This window comes from Streptomyces sp. MUM 203J, from assembly GCF_022414595.1.
Taxonomy (GTDB): domain Bacteria; phylum Actinomycetota; class Actinomycetes; order Streptomycetales; family Streptomycetaceae; genus Streptomyces.
In genome coordinates this window covers 12,807-28,710 of the sequence record NZ_JADWYO010000074.1, presented here as the reverse complement: position 1 = coordinate 28,710, position 15,904 = coordinate 12,807, and the positions used below count along the sequence as shown (strand labels likewise).

Below are 15,904 nucleotides of genomic sequence, written 5' to 3'. Positions count from 1 at the left end.
CCTCCGGCGCTCTTCGCGGCCCTGGCCGCGGCCCGCGCGGCCGGTCCGCCGGCCCGTCCCTGCTCGTCCTCCGCCGCCTCGCGCCCGCGCGAGCGCTCCGCGGCGTCGCCGGGCTCACCCGAGGCCGTTCCGTGCTCCTCGGACGAGGCCCCCGGGGCACCGCCCGGAGCGGCCGGAGCCCCGGACCCGGTCGCCGGGCCCGGCACCCGGGTCTCCGGGGCCGCGTCACCCTCGGCCGCGGCCCCCGCGGGGCGGCGGGGCGACGACGCCTGCAGCGGCATCCCCCCGGTCGTACGGAACAGCTCGTCGGCACCGGGCAGACTCACTCGGCGTGACACCGGGCGAGCACCTCCCTGGCGAGCTGGCGGTAGGCGGCTGCACCCACCGAGTTCGAGGCGTACGTGGTGATGGGCTCGCCCGCCACCGTGGTCTCAGGGAAGCGCACGGTCCGGCCGATCACCGTGTGGTACACGTGCTCGTCGAAGGCCTCGACGACCCGGGCCAGCACCTCACGGCTGTGCACCGTCCGCGAGTCGTACATCGTCGCGAGGATGCCGTCCAGCTCCAGCTCCGGGTTGAGCCGCTCCTGGACCTTCTCGATGGTCTCCGTCAGCAGGGCCACGCCCCGCAGCGCGAAGAACTCGCACTCCAGCGGCACTATCACCTTGTGAGCCGCCGTCAGGGCGTTCACGGTCAGCAGGCCCAGCGAGGGCTGACAGTCGATCACGATGTAGTCGTAGTCCGGCAGCAGCGGCTTCAGCGCCCGCTGCAGCGTGGACTCGCGCGCGACCTCGCTCACCAACTGCACCTCGGCGGCCGAGAGGTCGATGTTGCTCGGCAGCAGGTCCATGTTGGGCACGGCGGTCTTCAGCAGCACCTCGTCCGCCGACATGCCCCGCTCCATGAGCAGGTTGTAGACGGTGAGGTCCAGCTCCATCGGGTTGACGCCGAGGCCGACCGACAGCGCTCCCTGCGGGTCGAAGTCGACCAGCAGCACCCGTCGTCCGTACTCCGCGAGTGCGGCTCCCAGATTGATGGTCGACGTGGTCTTGCCCACACCGCCCTTCTGGTTGCACATCGCAATGATCTTCGCGGGGCCGTGCTCGGTCAGCGGTCCCGGGATCGGGAAGTACGGCAGGGGCCTTCCGGTCGGGCCGATCCGCTCGCGACGCTGCCGGGCGGCGTCGGGCGCGAGGGTGGCCGCGTACTCCGGATCTGGCTCGTACTCGGCGTCGGGGTCGTAGAAGTGCCCGTCGGGCAGCTCGTCGTAGGCGGCGAAGTGCGTGGACCCGTGGCCACCCTCGTCGCCGGCCATGGCGTTCACGTGTTGGCCGTCCATCGTCTTCATCGTGTGGGCTGTCGTCATGTGCTGGTGGTTCGCGAAGGTCCGGACGGCGACGGAGCCGACAGCCTCAAGCCCGGCCGACGGACCTCCCCGGCCGGCGTGACCGGCGAAGCGGCCAGGACCCGGCGTTCCTGGATGGGCATCCCCGGGAGTAAATGTCGACTCATTCACAAGTCGTCTTACCTCCTTGGATGCGGTCAGGAAACTTGTCGATAGGTCAGCGTGGCACCATGCCGACGGTTGGCGACTCTATGGCGTGTCACCACTCCGCAGCAACACAATCGGCCGGACGCGGCGTGATGTGTCGGCAACCGAACGCCTTCCTGTCAAGGGTGCATGACCGCCGATCCTTCTGTTTCGCCGGTGTGCGAAACGGTTAAAGGGTTACGTTCACGGCGACTTGCGCGAGGGGTGGGCCGGACCCGGACGCACGTCCGGCCGGACCTTGTCGAACAAGGTCCGGCCGGTTGCGTGAGGTTGACGGTGCCCGTTGACCGTCGGCCCGGGAATCAGGCGGGGAACGTCAGCCGATCAGGGTGTCCAGCTCGATGTGCTCCAGGCCGTGCGCCTCCGCGACCTCCTTGTAAACCACCTTGCCGTCATGGGTGTTGAGACCCCTGGCCAGCGCCGGGTCACGGCGCAGCGCCTCGACCCAGCCGTTGTTCGCCAGCGACACGATGTACGGCAGCGTGGCGTTGGTGAGGGCGTACGTGGAGGTGTTGGGGACGGCGCCCGGCATGTTGGCCACGCAGTAGAAGACCGAGTCGTGGACCCGGAAGGTCGGCTCGGCGTGCGTGGTCGGCCGGGAGTCCTCGAAGCAGCCGCCCTGGTCGATGGCGATGTCGACAAGGACACTTCCGGGCTTCATCTTGGCGACCAGCTCGTTGGTGACCAGCTTCGGGGCCTTGGCGCCCGGGATGAGCACGGCACCGATGACGAGATCGGCCTCGGTGACGGCCTTCTCCAGCTCGAAGGCGTTGGAGACGACGGTCTGGACCTTCGTGCCGAAGACCTTGTCGGCCTCGCGCAGCTTGTTGATGTCGCGGTCGAGGAGGGTCACGTGGAAGCCCATGCCGACCGCGATCTGGGTGGCGTTCCAGCCGGATACGCCGCCGCCGATGACGACGGCCCTGCCGGCGTGCGTGCCGGGCACGCCGCCGGGCAGCACACCGCGGCCGCCGGCCGAGCGCATCAGGTGGTAGGCGCCGACCTGCGGGGCGAGGCGGCCCGCGACCTCGGACATCGGGGCGAGCAGCGGCAGCGCGCGGCTGGGCAGCTCGACCGTCTCGTACGCGATGGCGGTGGTGCCCGACTCCAGCAGTGCGTCGGTGCACTCGCGGGAGGCGGCGAGGTGCAGGTAGGTGAAGAGGGTCTGGTCCTTGCGGAGGCGGTGGTACTCCTCCGCGATGGGCTCCTTGACCTTCAGCAGGAGGTCGGCGGTGGCCCAGACCTCGTCGGCGGTGGGGAGGATCCGCGCGCCGGCGGCGACGAACTCCTTGTCCGTGATCGAGGAGCCCACACCGGCGTTCTGCTCGATGTAGACCTCGTGGCCGTTGCGGACGAGCTCGTGCACACCGGCAGGCGTGATGGCCACGCGGAACTCGTTGTTCTTGACCTCGCGGGGGATGCCGACCTTCACGTCGATCACGGTCCTTGAATCAGGGGGTACTGGGGCAAACCGCTACTCAGCGGTACATACCCGATGCCAGCATGGCACACCGGGACACACCGCGATTAACCGCGGCGCAGCCAGTCTAATGAAGGACTTCCCCGTGTCTAGCCTTACAAAGCATTAATTTTTCTGGGAACCACTACGGATTTCGTAGGTGGACGGGGCGGTGGTGGCAGAGTCGGCAGGGGCGCCATGACCTGCGGGTCCCTCCCCGTCCCCAGTACGGCGGGGCCCGCGCGGGGGCTCCAGCAGCCGGTCGGCGGCGACCCGGTGCAGCCGGGCCGCGACCGGGTCACCGAGCCGTTCCAGGGTGTCCGCGAGCCGCAGCCGCAGCGCCGCGTGCAGCCGTACGTCCCCGGCGCGACGGGCTCCCTCGGCGGCCTCCTCACAGGTGCGCGCCGACTCCTCGAAGCGCCCCGCGTACTCCTGCACGCGCGCCGCCTCGCTCAGCGCCCGGGCGTGACCCCCGGCGTCCCCGAGCCGCCGGTGCGCGGCGGCTGCCGCCCGCCAGTCGCGCAGGGCCTCCCCGTACCGCCCGGCATAGGTGTGCACGGCTCCGAGCCTGCCGTACAGCCGTGCCTGGTCGGCCCGCTCGTCCCGGGCGAGGCGCTGGGCGAGCGCCCGCCCGTACCAGTCGGCGGCCCGGTCCCAGTCGCCCAGCTCCTGGTAGGTGCCGCCCACGGATTCCATGGCGCGGCCGGTCGCGTAGGGGTCCCCGGCCAGGCGCCCGGCGTCCAGCGCGGCCCGGTACCGGGCCAGGGCGTCGCGGGTGCGGCCGGTGCGGGCGTCCAGGTCGGCCAGGTTGAGCAGCGCCGCGGCCCGCTCGCGGTGCAGCCCGCGGCGCTCCGCGACGTCCAGGACGAGCCGGTGCAGCCCGTACAGCTCGGGCGCGGCGGCCTCGGCACCCCGGTGCGCGGTAAGAGCCCGCACGAGGGCGGCGATCAGCCGCCGGGCCAGCGTGTCCAGCTCCCCGTCGGCCACGGCGAGCCGGGCGGCGGCCAGCAGCGCGGGCTGCCGGGCCCGCAGCCAGTCCGCGGCGGCGTCCGGTCCGGTGAAACGCAGGTTGCGGGGCAGACCCGCGAGACGCCGCCGGGAGGTGGCACCCTCAGGTTCGGTGACCGCTCGGCAGGACTGCAGGAGCCGTACGGTCCGCTCCAGCATGCGGGCCCGCGCGAGCTGCACCTCGGCGGGCCGGTCCTCGGCGGCGAGCCGCGCCCGGAGCAGCGGCATCAGACACCCGGGTACCTCGTACTGGCCCTGCTCTGCCTCCCGTACGAAGCCGAAGGCCGCGAGATCGTCGAGCAGGGCGTCCGCGGTGGAGACCGAGCAGCCGACCAGGGCGGAGAGCGTCTGGGCGTCGGCCAGGCCCAGCGGGGCGAGGGCGAGCAGCCGCAGCGCTCGGGCGCCGGAGGCGGGCAGGACCTCGTAGGCGAGGTGGAAGGCGCGGGCGAGGGGCCGCAGCGTGGCAGGCGTCTCGGGCTCGTCGGGCACCGCCCGCATCCGCTGGACCAGGTCCGCGACGGACGCGGTGGGCCGGGCCGCGAGCCGGCCCCCGGCCAGGACCAGGGCGGCGGGCTGCCCGGCGCACAGCTCGCTGAGCGTTTCGGCGGCCTGCGGGTCGACGGTGATCCGTACGGATCCGGCGCAGCCGAGCAGCAGCTCGACACCGGACTTCACGTCCAGTCCGCCGAGGGTGCAGGGCCGCACGTCCGGGATGCCGGTGAGCGGGCCCGCGGCGACGGCCACGACCAGGCACGCGGAGTTGTCGGGCAGCAGCGCGTCCACCTGTTCCGCGTCGGCAGCGTCGTCGAGCAGCAGCAGCGCGCGCCGCTCGTGCAGGGTGTCGCGCAGCAGCCCGCTCAGCTCGTCCTGATCCGCTCCCGGCGGCGCGGCGACGCCCAGCGCGTCGAGCATGCCCCGCGCGACGCGCTCGACAGGCACGGGCTCACCGCCCGGCTCGCTCAGCCGCGCCCGCAGCACACCGTCGCGGTATCCCACGGCCAGTTCCCGCACCAGCGCCTCGGCCAGAGCGGTACGCCCGGACCCGGGCCGACCGGCGATCAGCAGAACGCGGGCCCGCGGTGCCTTCCGCCCTGCCAACGTGTCGAGCCCGGCCCGCGAGATGTCCGCCCGCAGGGCCCGCAACTCCCGCTCCCGCCCCACGAACCCCCGGGGCCCGGGCCTTTCAGGGCCTCCCGCCGCCCGACCACCGGTCCCGGCCTCCGCCCGGTCACCGGGCTCCGCGGCCCCCCGGCCGCCAGCGCCCCCGGGCACGCGCCCACCCGACTCCCCTGACACCCGTTCCCCCTTGCGACCAGCGGACTCCCCGGGCTCACGCCCACCCACCCGATGTGCACGCTCCCCCGCCACCGGGTCACTCCCGTGGCCCGCGGACTCCTCGGACACCCGGTCCCTCTCGCGGCCGCCGGGCTCCTCGGACGCGCATCCGCCCGTCTCGCCCGGCACCAAGCCGCTCACCCGGCCGCCGTGCTCCCCCGGCACCTCGGCCCCCGCCCGACGCCGCGGCCCCGAAACCTGACACGTGCGCTCCCGCGCGTTCTCGCCCCCGGCCGGCTCCCCAGGCCCTTCGCCCGCCCCCGGAACCCGCTCGTCACCACGCACGACGCCCGGGCCCGTAGCGGAATCGCCCCGGTGTACGGCGTCCCGCGCCCGCCCGGCGCCCGCGCCATCGCCGCCGTCCGTGGCGGCACCGTCCCGCCCGGCGGACCCGCCACCGGCCGGAACCCGCTCCGTCCCAGCATCCTCACCCGGCCGCCCGGTTGCCCCGGCCCCTGCGGCGCCTTCGCCTGCCGTGCTCTCCCCGGAGGCCGTGTCCGCGGGCGGACGGCGGCGCCCCCCGCCCGGCGCGGCGGCCATGTCCTCTTCCCCCGAGCGCTCGTCAGAGCCGACGCCCCCGCGCGGACGGGTCCCCGGTGCCGCCGGATCGGCGGCACCGGCCGCTCGGGGCTGGGGGGTACGGCCGGCCGCCTCCCCGGCGGCGGGCGCGGCGGATGCCGGGACCGCCCCCTGGCCGAGGGTGTGGTCCCGCGACGTGCGGGACCCGGCGGGGCCGGCCGTCCGGGGCCGCTCGGCGTCGCCGATGTCCACCGCCTGATCCGTCACGGGCCACGCTCCCGTCCGCCTGCGCTCAAGCCGATCCCGCCGGGTCTCCGTACGGGTGATCCGAGCGTAGCCCCGCCCCGTGGGGGTTCCGCGCGGAGCACCGCCCGCACATCCCCCGATCGGATCAACCGATCGTCAGACCGGCCCGGAGGGGGCGACGCCGCGGCCCCGCCCCTACGCCTCGAACGGCCGGGCCGGCCACTCCGCGTCCGCGGCACGCAGCGCCTCGACGCCGTCCGTCGCCCGCGCCGCCAGCAGCGACAACACGCCCACCACCAGGCAGTTGTTGTGCAGCTCACCCGCCAGGGCACCACGTGCCAGCTCCACCAGCGGCACCCGCGCCAGCTCCATGTCGGCCTCCTCCTCGGAGACTTCGAAGCGGTCGCCCTCGGCGTCCGACAGGCCGCGCGCCAGGAAGACCCGCACGGCTTCGTCACAGCCGCCGGGCGTGGTGTAGACGTCGGTCAGGACGTTCCACTGCTCCGCCTTGAGGTGCGCCTCCTCGTACAGCTCGCGCTGTGCCGCGTGCAGCGGGTTCTCGCCGGGCACGTCCAGCAGCCCGGCCGGGATCTCCCAGAGCTTCTGCCGCACGGGGTGGCGGTACTGACGCAGGACCACGACCCGGTCCTGGCCGTCCAGGGCGAGCACGGCCACCGACCCGGGGTGGACCTGGTAGTCGCGGCTCACCACGGAGCCGTCCGGCATGACGACGCTGTCGGTGCGGACACTCGTCTTGTTCCCCTGGAACGGCGTCGCGGTGGCCGTGACCCGCCACTCCTCCGGGGTGTCCCTGATGGCCATGACGTGCATCCTCCCTCGTACGGAAACCGGGGTGCGGGCCCACAGGCCCGCACCCCGGTCAACCGTATCGCCTATACGCGGCGGCCCACTTCGCCGCCTACTGCGCCGCCTGCTGGCGCTCGACCGCGGCCTTGACCAGGCCCGCGAACAGCGGGTGCGGGCGGGTGGGGCGGGACTTCAGCTCCGGGTGCGCCTGGGTGGCGACCAGGTAGGGGTGCACGTCACGCGGGTACTCGACGTACTCGACGAGCTTGTTGTCCGGGGACGTGCCGGAGAAGACGATCCCGGCCTTCTTCTCCAGCTCGGCGCGGTAGCCGTTGTTCACCTCGTAGCGGTGCCGGTGGCGCTCCTCCACGTAGGGCTGGTCGCCGTACGCCTCGCGCACGACGGAGCCCTCCGCGAGCTTCGCCGGGTAGAGGCCGAGCCGCATGGTGCCGCCCAGGTCGCCCGCGCCCTCGACGTACGCGAGCTGCTCCTCCATCGTCGAGATGACGGGGTGCGCGGTGGCCGGGTCGAACTCCGTGGAGTTCGCGTCCGGGATCCCCGCGAGGTTCCGCGCCGCCTCGACGACGATGCACTGGAGGCCCAGGCACAGCCCGAGCAGCGGGATCCGGTTCTCGCGGGCGTACTGGATCGCGCCGACCTTGCCGTTGACGCCGCGCTCGCCGAAGCCGCCGGGGATGACGATCGCGTCGACGTCCCCGAGCTGCTCGGCGGCGCCCGCCTGTGTCTTGCAGTCGTCCGAGGTCACCCACTTGACCTTGACCCGAGCCTTGTTGGCGAAGCCGCCGGCGCGCATGGCCTCGGTCACCGACAGGTAGGCGTCGGGCAGGTCGATGTACTTGCCGACAAGGGCGACGGTCACCTCGTGGTCGGGGTTGTGGACCCGGTCCAGCAGGTCCTCCCAGACCGTCCAGTCGACGTCCCGGAACGGCAGGTCCAGCTTGCGCACCACGTACGCGTCGAGGCCCTCGGTGTGCAGCACCTTGGGGATGTCGTAGATCGACTTGGCGTCGATGGCCGCGACCACGGCCGCCTCGTCGACGTCGCACATCAGCGAGATCTTGCGCTTGATGGCGGTGGGCACCTCGCGGTCGGCGCGCAGCACGATCGCGTCGGGCTGGATGCCGATGTTCCGCAGCGCGGCGACGCTGTGCTGGGTCGGCTTGGTCTTCAGCTCGCCGGACGGGCCGATGTAGGGCAGCAGCGAGATGTGCACGACGAAGACGTTGTCCCGGCCGACCTCGTGGCGGACCTGGCGGACGGTCTCCAGGAACGGCAGGGACTCGATGTCACCGACGGTACCGCCGACCTCGGTGATCACCACGTCCACGTCCTCCGTGGCCATACGGCGGATGCGGTGCTTGATCTCGTTGGTGATGTGCGGGATGACCTGCACGGTGTCACCGAGGTACTCGCCGCGCCGCTCCTTGGCGATGACCGTGGAGTAGACCTGGCCGGTGGTGACGTTGGCGGAACCGTCGAGGTCGACGTCCAGGAAGCGCTCGTAGTGGCCGATGTCCAGGTCGGTCTCGGCGCCGTCGTTGGTGACGAACACCTCGCCGTGCTGGAACGGGTTCATGGTGCCCGGGTCGACGTTCAGGTAGGGGTCGAGCTTCTGCATGGTGACCCGCAGGCCGCGGGCCTTGAGGAGCGCACCCAGGCTGGAGGCGGTGAGGCCCTTGCCGAGGGAGCTGGCGACACCCCCGGTGACGAAGATGTGCTTGGTCGTCGAAGCTGTGCTGCTTCTAAAGGCAGCGGGCGGCATGGCCAAGAGGGGGCTCCCGTGGTCGCGGTCTGGAGGTGCGTACCGGCGTCCGATCCGGAAACCTGGAGGGAGGAATCCCGAGGTCTCCGGGGGTGCCGTCGCTGCGGTTCGGGGGCCGCCGATTGGTTCTGCGGCGCCCACCGGTCCACGGGCTACCAGGGTATCAGCGACCGAGGGTGACCGCGTTCCGGCCACGCTGACCTCACAATCCAGCCAATGTTCAGTCGCGTGCGGATCAGTTCGATCGTCACCGGTGACCCGTTCGGGCGTGTGCGAAACAGATGATCGTGACCGGTCGTGCAGGTAATCGCACAATGGGGTACCCGCTCACCCGATCGGACCATCCGGGCGCATCCCGACTACCAGGAAGATCACACAGGGGCCCCGGGCACGTCGTATTCTGCTCGGACATCCGTTGCCGAGTCAGGCCCCGTCATACGGCACCACCCCGCCCGTCCCCGGGACCCCCTCGCGTCAACGATCCTTGACCCTGACCCCAGTAAGCGCCCCGCGGGGCGAACGTGGCCGTTCGACTGGAGATGCACGTGGCCGGGCGCATCGAGGACTACGCACTCATCGGAGACATGCAGACCGCCGCGCTGGTCTGCCGGGACGGCACGGCCGACTGGCTGTGTCTGCCCCGCTTCGACTCGCACGCCGTCTTCGCGGGACTCCTCGGGACCGAGGAGCACGGTTTCTGGCGGATCGGACCGCAGCATCCGGAGGGCACCGAGCCCCCGGCCGCGGACCGCCGCCGCTACCTGGGCGACTCCCTGATCCTGGAGTCCGAGTGGGACACCGACCGCGGCACCGTCCGCGTCACCGACTTCATGCCGCCCCGTGACGGCGCACCCCAGCTGGTGCGGATCGTGGAGGGCGTCAGCGGCCGCGTGAAGATGCGCTCGGCGCTGCGGATGCGCTTCTCGTACGGCCGGGTCGTGCCGTGGGTGCACAAGGTCGACAACCGCACGGTCGCCGTCGCCGGACCGGACTCGGTCTGGCTGGACACGCCCAGCGAGACGCACGGCGAGCAACTGACGACGTACTCCGACTTCACGGTCAATCCCGGCGAGCGCGTCGCCTTCACGCTGAGCTGGCAGCCGTCGCACCTTCCGCAGCCGCCGCTGCCCGACCCCGAGGCGGCGCTGGAGGCCACGGCCGACTTCTGGCGCGAGTGGGTCGACCACTGCACCTACCGGGGCCCGTACCGCGAGTCCGTGATCCGTTCCCTGATCACCCTCAAGGCCCTCACCTACGCTCCCACCGGCGGCATCGTCGCCGCGCCGACCACCTCCCTCCCCGAGGACATCGGCGGCGTCCGGAACTGGGACTACCGCTACACCTGGCTGCGGGACGCGGCGATCACGCTCTCCTCGCTGCTGCGCACCGGCTACCGCGAGGAGGCCCGCGCCTGGCGCGAGTGGCTGCTGCGCGCGGTCGCCGGCGACCCCGAGAACCTCCAGATCATGTACGGCATCGCGGGGGAGCGCGAGCTGGGCGAGGCCGAGCTGGACTGGCTGCCCGGGTACGAGAACTCCGCCCCGGTCCGGGTCGGCAACGGCGCCGCCGCGCAGCTCCAGCTGGACGTGTACGGGGAGGTCACCGAGGCGCTGCACCTGGCACACATGACCGGTCTGGCCCGCAACGACTACGCCGCCCTGCTCCAGATCAAGCTGATCCACTACCTGGAGAAGCACTGGACGGAGCCCGACGAGGGCATCTGGGAGGTGCGCGGACCGCGCCGCCACTTCGTGCACTCGAAGGTCATGGCGTGGGTGGCCGTCGACCGTACGATCAAGCTCGTCGAGTCCGGCGACGCCGACGGCCCGCTGGAGCGGTGGCGGGAGCTGCGCGACGAGATCCACCGGGACGTGTGCGAGAAGGGCTACGACCCGGAACGCAACACCTTCACGCAGTCGTACGGCTCCGCGGAGCTGGACGCGTCGCTGCTCCTCATCCCGCAGATGGGCTTCCTGCCTCCGGACGACAAGCGGGTCATCGGCACCATCGAGGCCATCCAGCGGGAGCTGTCCACACCCGACGGCTTCATCCTGCGCTACCCGACCCAGGGCTCCGACGAGGGCGTGGACGGCCTGCCCGGCGACGAGGGCGCGTTCCTGGCGTGCTCCTTCTGGATGGCCGACGACCTGGCGATGATCGGCCGCGTCGACGAGGCCCGCCAGCTCTTCGAGAAGCTCCTCGCCCTCCGGAACGACCTGGGGCTGCTGGCCGAGGAGTGGGACCCCCGCCTCCAGCGCCAGGTCGGCAACTTCCCCCAGGCCTTCAGCCACGTCCCGTTGATCGACACGGCCCTGAGGCTGACGGCGAGCGGGGCTTACGGCGGCTGAACCGGGCGTGTCGGGCGGGGCGGAGCCCCCGGCTGTCACCGCACCGCCGCGATCACCTCCCGCGCCGCCCGCTCGCCCTCCGCCGCGCCGCCTTCCATGAACCCCTGGAAGTCGTACGCGCAGTGCTCGCCCGCCAGGTGCACGTGTCCCTGCGCCGTGCCCTCGTACCCGGCGTACCGGCTGACGTACCCCACCGGCCACGCCGAGTACGCGCCGAGCGCGTGCGGGTGCCGGTGCCAGGCCGACAGCTGGGCGCGCCCCGCCCAGGCGGCGGACGTCCCGGGGAAGATCCGCTCCACCGCGGCCAGTCTCCGCCCCACCAGGTCCCGCACGTACGGATCGGACTCCGTGGCGAAGGGAGTGCCTGGGGCGAGGGCGGCGGCCGGGCTGCCGCTGTTGAACTGGATGAGAATGCCCCCGTCTCCCGCCTGCGTCTTCGTCGCGTCCCAGAGCTGCTGGATCCGGTCCCCGGTGAACGTGTCTCCGGCGGAGACACCCGGCCACGGCCCGGCGCCGCGCCAGGGGCGGGAGCCGAACTGTATGTTCAGCTTGGTGCAGGTGCCCATCCGCGCGTCGCTCAGCAGCCCCCGCATCCGCGGGTCGAATCCGGCGGCGACCGGGTCGAGCCCCTGCAGCACCGGCAGCGGCAGGCACAGAACCGTGTGGTCGGCGGTGACGGTCCGGGTGGCTCCGCCCTCCTCGAAGGTGAGCGTCTGCGTCCCGTCGCCGTTGGCCCGCAGGTGCTCCAGCCGCCATCCCCGGCGCAGGGTGCCGTCGGCCAGGCTGTCCGCGATGGCATGCGGCAGCAGGTCGTTGCCGCCCCTGATGTGGTAGCGCTCGTCGGACGACCCCCAGACGTTGAAGTGCCCGGGATTGGGCTGGTAGCCCAACAGCAGCACAAGCGCGAGCGCGGACTGCTCGGTGGTGTCGAGCCCGTACTCGATGCTGTACGCGACGTCGAGGAACTGTCCCAGCCGGGAGGCGGAGCCGCCGGGGACCCGGCTGTCGATCCACTCCCGCAGGGACATCCGGTCCAGGGCGGTGCCGTGCGGCGTGGTCCGGTCCCACATGACCTCGCCGGCCGCCTGAAGGTCGCGGTGGAGCACCTGGAAGACGTCCTTGAAGTCCGCATCGGCCTGGGCGCGCGGGTAGTAGCCGCCGTCGAACCACAGCACCTCCTCGGCGCCGTTGGGCCCGGCCGCAGCGAAGTCCTCGACGGACAGCCCGAAACGCCGACACAGCGCGAGCATCTTCTTGTGGTCGGTGTCGATGAGTTCACCTCCGATCTCGGAGGTCTGCCCGCCCGTCCAGTGGCCGCGCTGCGTCCAGATCCGCCCGCCGATCCGGTCGGCGTCGGCTTCGAAGAGAGTGCAGGACAGACCGGCGTCCTGGAGGGTCAGGGCGGCGGTGAGCCCGGCGATCCCGGCGCCGACGACGGCGATGCGCGCGTCCCCGGCGGGCCGCTTCGGCGCACGGGCGACCGCGGTGGCGGTGGCGGCCGTGGCGGTGGCGGTGGCGGTGAGCGCCGTGGTGCCGAGTCCCACCGCGGCGGCCCGCTTCAGCAGCGTTCGGCGGCTGCTCGTGTCCCCGTGGGCGCTCTGCGACCGGAGTCCGCGCAGGTCGGCCGGGGGAAGGCGCAGCCGGGTGGCGTCGCGGTGGTCGGCGGCCAGCCGCTTGAGCAGGTGCATCGGGGCGGTGCGTGCCATCGTCGGACTCCTCTGGGTCGGGGTGGCCTGACGGGACACCCTGGCGGGCGCGTGACGCACGCCACAACCGACAGAGGGTCGCCCAATCCCTCTGCGGGCACGACGAGTTGTCGGTCCGGGGGCCGTCGGGTCACGCCCGGGTGATGTCCCGGAAACGCGGGCGCGGGTAGCGTCCCGCCTCATGGAGGAACAGGGCGGGATCACCGTGCGGCGGGCGCTGGAACTGCCCGCGCTGCGCGGCGGACTCCCGGAGGTGGTGACGGGCGCGGAGCGGCTGCACCGGACCGTGCGCTGGGTGCACGCGGGCGAGGTGCCGAACATCGCGGCGCTGCTGAAGGGCGGCGAGCTGCTGCTGACGACGGGCCTGACGATCGGCGCGCGCCCGTCGGAGCAGCGGGCGTTCGTGCGCAAGCTCGCGGAGCGCGGGATCACCGCGCTGGTGGTGGAGCTCGGCCCGCGCTTCTCCCGGCTCCCCGCGGCGATCGTGGAGACGGCCCGGACGGCGGGGCTGCCGCTGGTGCAGCTGCACCGGGAGGTCCCGTTCGTGTCGGTGACGGAAGAGATCCACACCGAGATCGTCAACGGGCACTACGCACTGCTGCGGCAGGCGGAGGACGTGCACCGGCGGTGCACGGAGTCGCTGCTGGGGGGCGGCGGGGTGCCGAGCGTGCTGCGCATCCTGTCCGGTTTCGCCGGGAACCCGGTGTTCCTGGAGACGGCCGACGGCCAGCTGCTGTACGCGGCGGACGGCGGGGAGGGCCCGGGTCGGCCGGATCCGATCCAGGTGTGGGAGGGCATGCGCGGCCGACGGGACGGCGAGCAGCCGGCCGGCTCACTGGTCGTGGACGTGCCGGGCGGGGACTCCGGCGGCGGTACGGGGCCGGTGCGGGCACGGCTGGTGGTGCTGGCGGTGTCGGGGCGGCTGCAGCAGGTGCACCGCATGGCCGCGGAGCGGGCGGCGGGGGTGCTGGCGGTCGTGCTGATGCAGGCGCGCCAGGAGGAGGAGCTGGCGGCGCGGGGCCGGGGTGACTTCCTCACGGACCTGGCGGAGGGCCGGATCGCGGAGGAGGACGCGCCCGGACAGGCCCGGGTGCTGGGCTTCCGCCCCGGAGACGGGCCCCTGCTGCCGGTGGTGATGCGGGTGACCGCCGCCGAGCACGCCCCGGCCGGGAGCTGGGCGCTGCTGGCGCGGGCGGTCATGGAGGAGCTGGCGACGGTGGGCGTTCCGGTCCTGGTGGGCGTCCGTCCGGTGGAGGGCCGGGTGCCGCTGCTGCTGGGGCTGCGGGGCGAGGCGGAGCGCACGGCGGTGGCGGACCGGGTGGCGGCGGCGCTGCGGTCCGGGGTGGAGCGCGCGGGCATGGCGAAGGCGGGCGGCGGTGCACCGGTCGTGGTGGTGGGCGTGGCGGGCGGCTGGGCCGCGGCGTCGGCGGGCCTGCGGCACGCGGCGGAGACCGCGGCAGCCGCGCAGGGACTGCCTCCGAGGCCCTGGCACGACGCCCGGCGGCTGGACATCGACCTGCTGCTGTGGCGGCTGCACCGGCACGACGAGGCGTCGCTGGCGGCGTTCGTGGACCGGGCGATAGGCCCGCTGCGGGCCCACGACGCGGCGTCGCGCCCGCCGCTGCTGCCCACACTTGAGACGTACCTGACCCACGCGGGCCGCAAGGCGGAGACGGCCCGCGAGCTCCACCTGAACCGCCAGACCCTCTACAACCGCCTGTCCCGCATCGCGGAACTGCTGGGCACGGATCTGGACGACCCGCAGACGGTCCTGACCCTGTCGCTGGCGCTGCGGGCGAGGCGGCACGTGTAGGGCCTCCGGTGGCTCTTTCCGGCCCCGCCCGGGGCCGGAGGGCGAAACCCCCGGTCCCGGGAAGGCGCGGGGCAGGGGGAGGCACCCGCCGGAGGTACCCGCACCACGACGCCACCGCGCCGAGCCGCTCACCCCGGCCCGTGTCACCGCCCGCAGAGCTCGTCGTACACGCTCAGCACCTGCGCCAGCGTGTCCTCCTCCGACGGCCAGGTCCCCGCCTGCCGCAGCCCCGCCTCCGCGAGGGCCGCCCGTCGCACGGGATCACCCAACAGCCCGGTCACCGCCCCCGCGAGGGCGACCGCGTCGCCGTACGGGACCAGCACCGCGGCGTCCCCCACCAGCTCCGGTACTCCGCCCACCGCCGTGGCCACCAACGGCACCCCCTGCCGCAGCGCGGCCTGCGCCAGCGGCGCCCGCGCCTCCCACCGGCTGGGCAGCAGCGCGACGTCCGCCGCCGCGAGCAGCGTGCCCGCGTCGTCCCGCTCCCCAAGGAGCCGTACGGGCAGCTTCTCGGCGTCCACGCGTCGTTGGAGCGCCTCCCGCTGCCGCCCGTCGCCCACCACCGCGAGCAGCGGCACCGGCTCACAGCCGAGCCACCGCCTCGACGCGTCCAGCAGTGTGCGGTACCCCCGGTACGGCTCCAGGGCCCCCACCGACACAAGCAACGGCCGCTCCACAACGCCCAGTTCGGCCCGGGCCTTCTCCCCGGCTGCCTCGGCCTCCCCGGCGTCGCCGTCCCGCCGCGCCCCGGGCACCCCCGGCGCCGGCAGGGTGACCGGCCCGAGCCGGGCGTCCCGCGCACCCCGCCGCCGCGCCAGGTCGACCAGCTCCGCCGAGGTGCCGAGCACGACGGCCGCCGCCCGGACCGCCCGACGCTCCATCAGCCGGAGCCACTGCGCCCGCGCTCCCTCGGCGCAGCTACGGATGTGCCAGGTCACCACCAGCGGCGCGCGGCGCTCCGGCGGCCCGGGCAGCCCCGCGAGCGCCGTCGCCGCCCGTACCGCGGCGTTCAGTCCGTGCGCGTGCACCACGTCCGCACCGGCGCACGCCGTGCGCAACGCGCCGAGAGCCAAGGGGTCGCTGCGCCTCGGGACGTGCACGAAGGAGGCGCCCGCACCGTGGAAGTCGTCATCCTGGTCGAGTTCGACGGGGGCGCACACGGTCACCCGCACGCCCCTGGCCACCAGCCCGGCGGCCAGTGATCTGACATGAGCGCTGCTGCCCGCGCTGCCGCCGCCCAGCACTTGGACCGTACGCAGCTGTGTCACGCGCCCAAGGATGCCAGCCCGTACGCACGTTCCGGCACCGTCGAAGCGGTCGGTATCGTC

The 15,904-nt window shown here is 73.3% G+C and carries 9 protein-coding genes and 1 pseudogene; 2 read left to right on the top strand and 8 right to left on the bottom strand.

All coding sequences use genetic code 11. The features are described from left to right. The 6 genes and pseudogenes from I3F58_RS26160 to I3F58_RS26135 form a co-directional block, all read right to left on the bottom strand. Positions 1-338: pseudogene (locus I3F58_RS26160) on the bottom strand (hypothetical protein); the annotation flags it as partial. Then, positions 323-1,516, bottom strand: coding sequence for a ParA family protein (locus I3F58_RS26155; protein WP_240111158.1), 1,194 nt, complete (start codon positions 1,514-1,516; stop codon positions 323-325). The gene I3F58_RS26155 and the pseudogene I3F58_RS26160, both read right to left, overlap by 16 nt. 352 nt (positions 1,517-1,868) lie before the next feature. Further along, positions 1,869-2,984, bottom strand: coding sequence for an alanine dehydrogenase (gene ald / locus I3F58_RS26150; protein ID WP_240111164.1), 1,116 nt, complete (start codon positions 2,982-2,984; stop codon positions 1,869-1,871). Between the two features lie 153 nt (positions 2,985-3,137). Further along, positions 3,138-5,291 carry a tetratricopeptide repeat protein gene (locus I3F58_RS26145; RefSeq protein ID WP_374208040.1) on the bottom strand — a complete coding sequence of 718 codons (2,154 nt, stop codon included), beginning with the start codon at positions 5,289-5,291 and terminating at the stop codon, positions 3,138-3,140. Between the two features lie 1,023 nt (positions 5,292-6,314). Then, positions 6,315-6,941, bottom strand: coding sequence for an NUDIX hydrolase (locus I3F58_RS26140; protein ID WP_240111156.1), 627 nt, complete (start codon positions 6,939-6,941; stop codon positions 6,315-6,317). A gap of 97 nt (positions 6,942-7,038) precedes the next feature. Then, entirely contained in the window at positions 7,039-8,709 is a 1,671-nt protein-coding gene (locus tag I3F58_RS26135) for a CTP synthase (RefSeq protein WP_240111163.1), read from the bottom strand. Positions 8,710-9,254: 545 nt separating this feature from the next. On the opposite strand from I3F58_RS26135, the gene I3F58_RS26130 reads away from it, so the two are divergent. Beyond that, the gene (locus I3F58_RS26130) at positions 9,255-11,057 is read left to right on the top strand and encodes a glycoside hydrolase family 15 protein (RefSeq protein WP_240111162.1); all 1,803 of its coding nucleotides are present in this window, start codon (positions 9,255-9,257) and stop codon (positions 11,055-11,057) included. Between the two features lie 35 nt (positions 11,058-11,092). Here the strand turns inward: I3F58_RS26130 and I3F58_RS26125 are convergent, their stop codons facing one another. Next, the gene (locus I3F58_RS26125) at positions 11,093-12,763 is read right to left on the bottom strand and encodes an NAD(P)/FAD-dependent oxidoreductase (protein ID WP_240111155.1); all 1,671 of its coding nucleotides are present in this window, start codon (positions 12,761-12,763) and stop codon (positions 11,093-11,095) included. A 181-nt stretch (positions 12,764-12,944) separates the two neighbouring features. Between I3F58_RS26125 and I3F58_RS26120 the strand changes: the two genes are divergently transcribed. Beyond that, positions 12,945-14,576: a PucR family transcriptional regulator gene (locus tag I3F58_RS26120; RefSeq protein WP_240111154.1), complete on the top strand. Its 1,632-nt coding sequence runs from the start codon at positions 12,945-12,947 to the stop codon at positions 14,574-14,576. 143 nt (positions 14,577-14,719) lie between these two features. Here I3F58_RS26120 and I3F58_RS26115 read toward each other — a convergent pair whose 3' ends face one another. After that, a complete protein-coding gene (locus I3F58_RS26115; protein ID WP_240111153.1) occupies positions 14,720-15,844 on the bottom strand; it encodes a glycosyltransferase family 4 protein in 1,125 nt (374 codons plus the stop codon). Positions 15,845-15,904: the final 60 nt, after the last annotated feature.

Coding starts and splice junctions, on each gene's coding strand:
- I3F58_RS26140 (WP_240111156.1), bottom strand. CDS start 6,941: ATGGCCATCAGGGACACCCCGGAGGAGTGGCGGGTCACGGCCACCGCG.
- I3F58_RS26135 (WP_240111163.1), bottom strand. CDS start 8,709: ATGCCGCCCGCTGCCTTTAGAAGCAGCACAGCTTCGACGACCAAGCAC.
- I3F58_RS26125 (WP_240111155.1), bottom strand. CDS start 12,763: ATGGCACGCACCGCCCCGATGCACCTGCTCAAGCGGCTGGCCGCCGAC.
- I3F58_RS26120 (WP_240111154.1), top strand. CDS start 12,945: ATGGAGGAACAGGGCGGGATCACCGTGCGGCGGGCGCTGGAACTGCCC.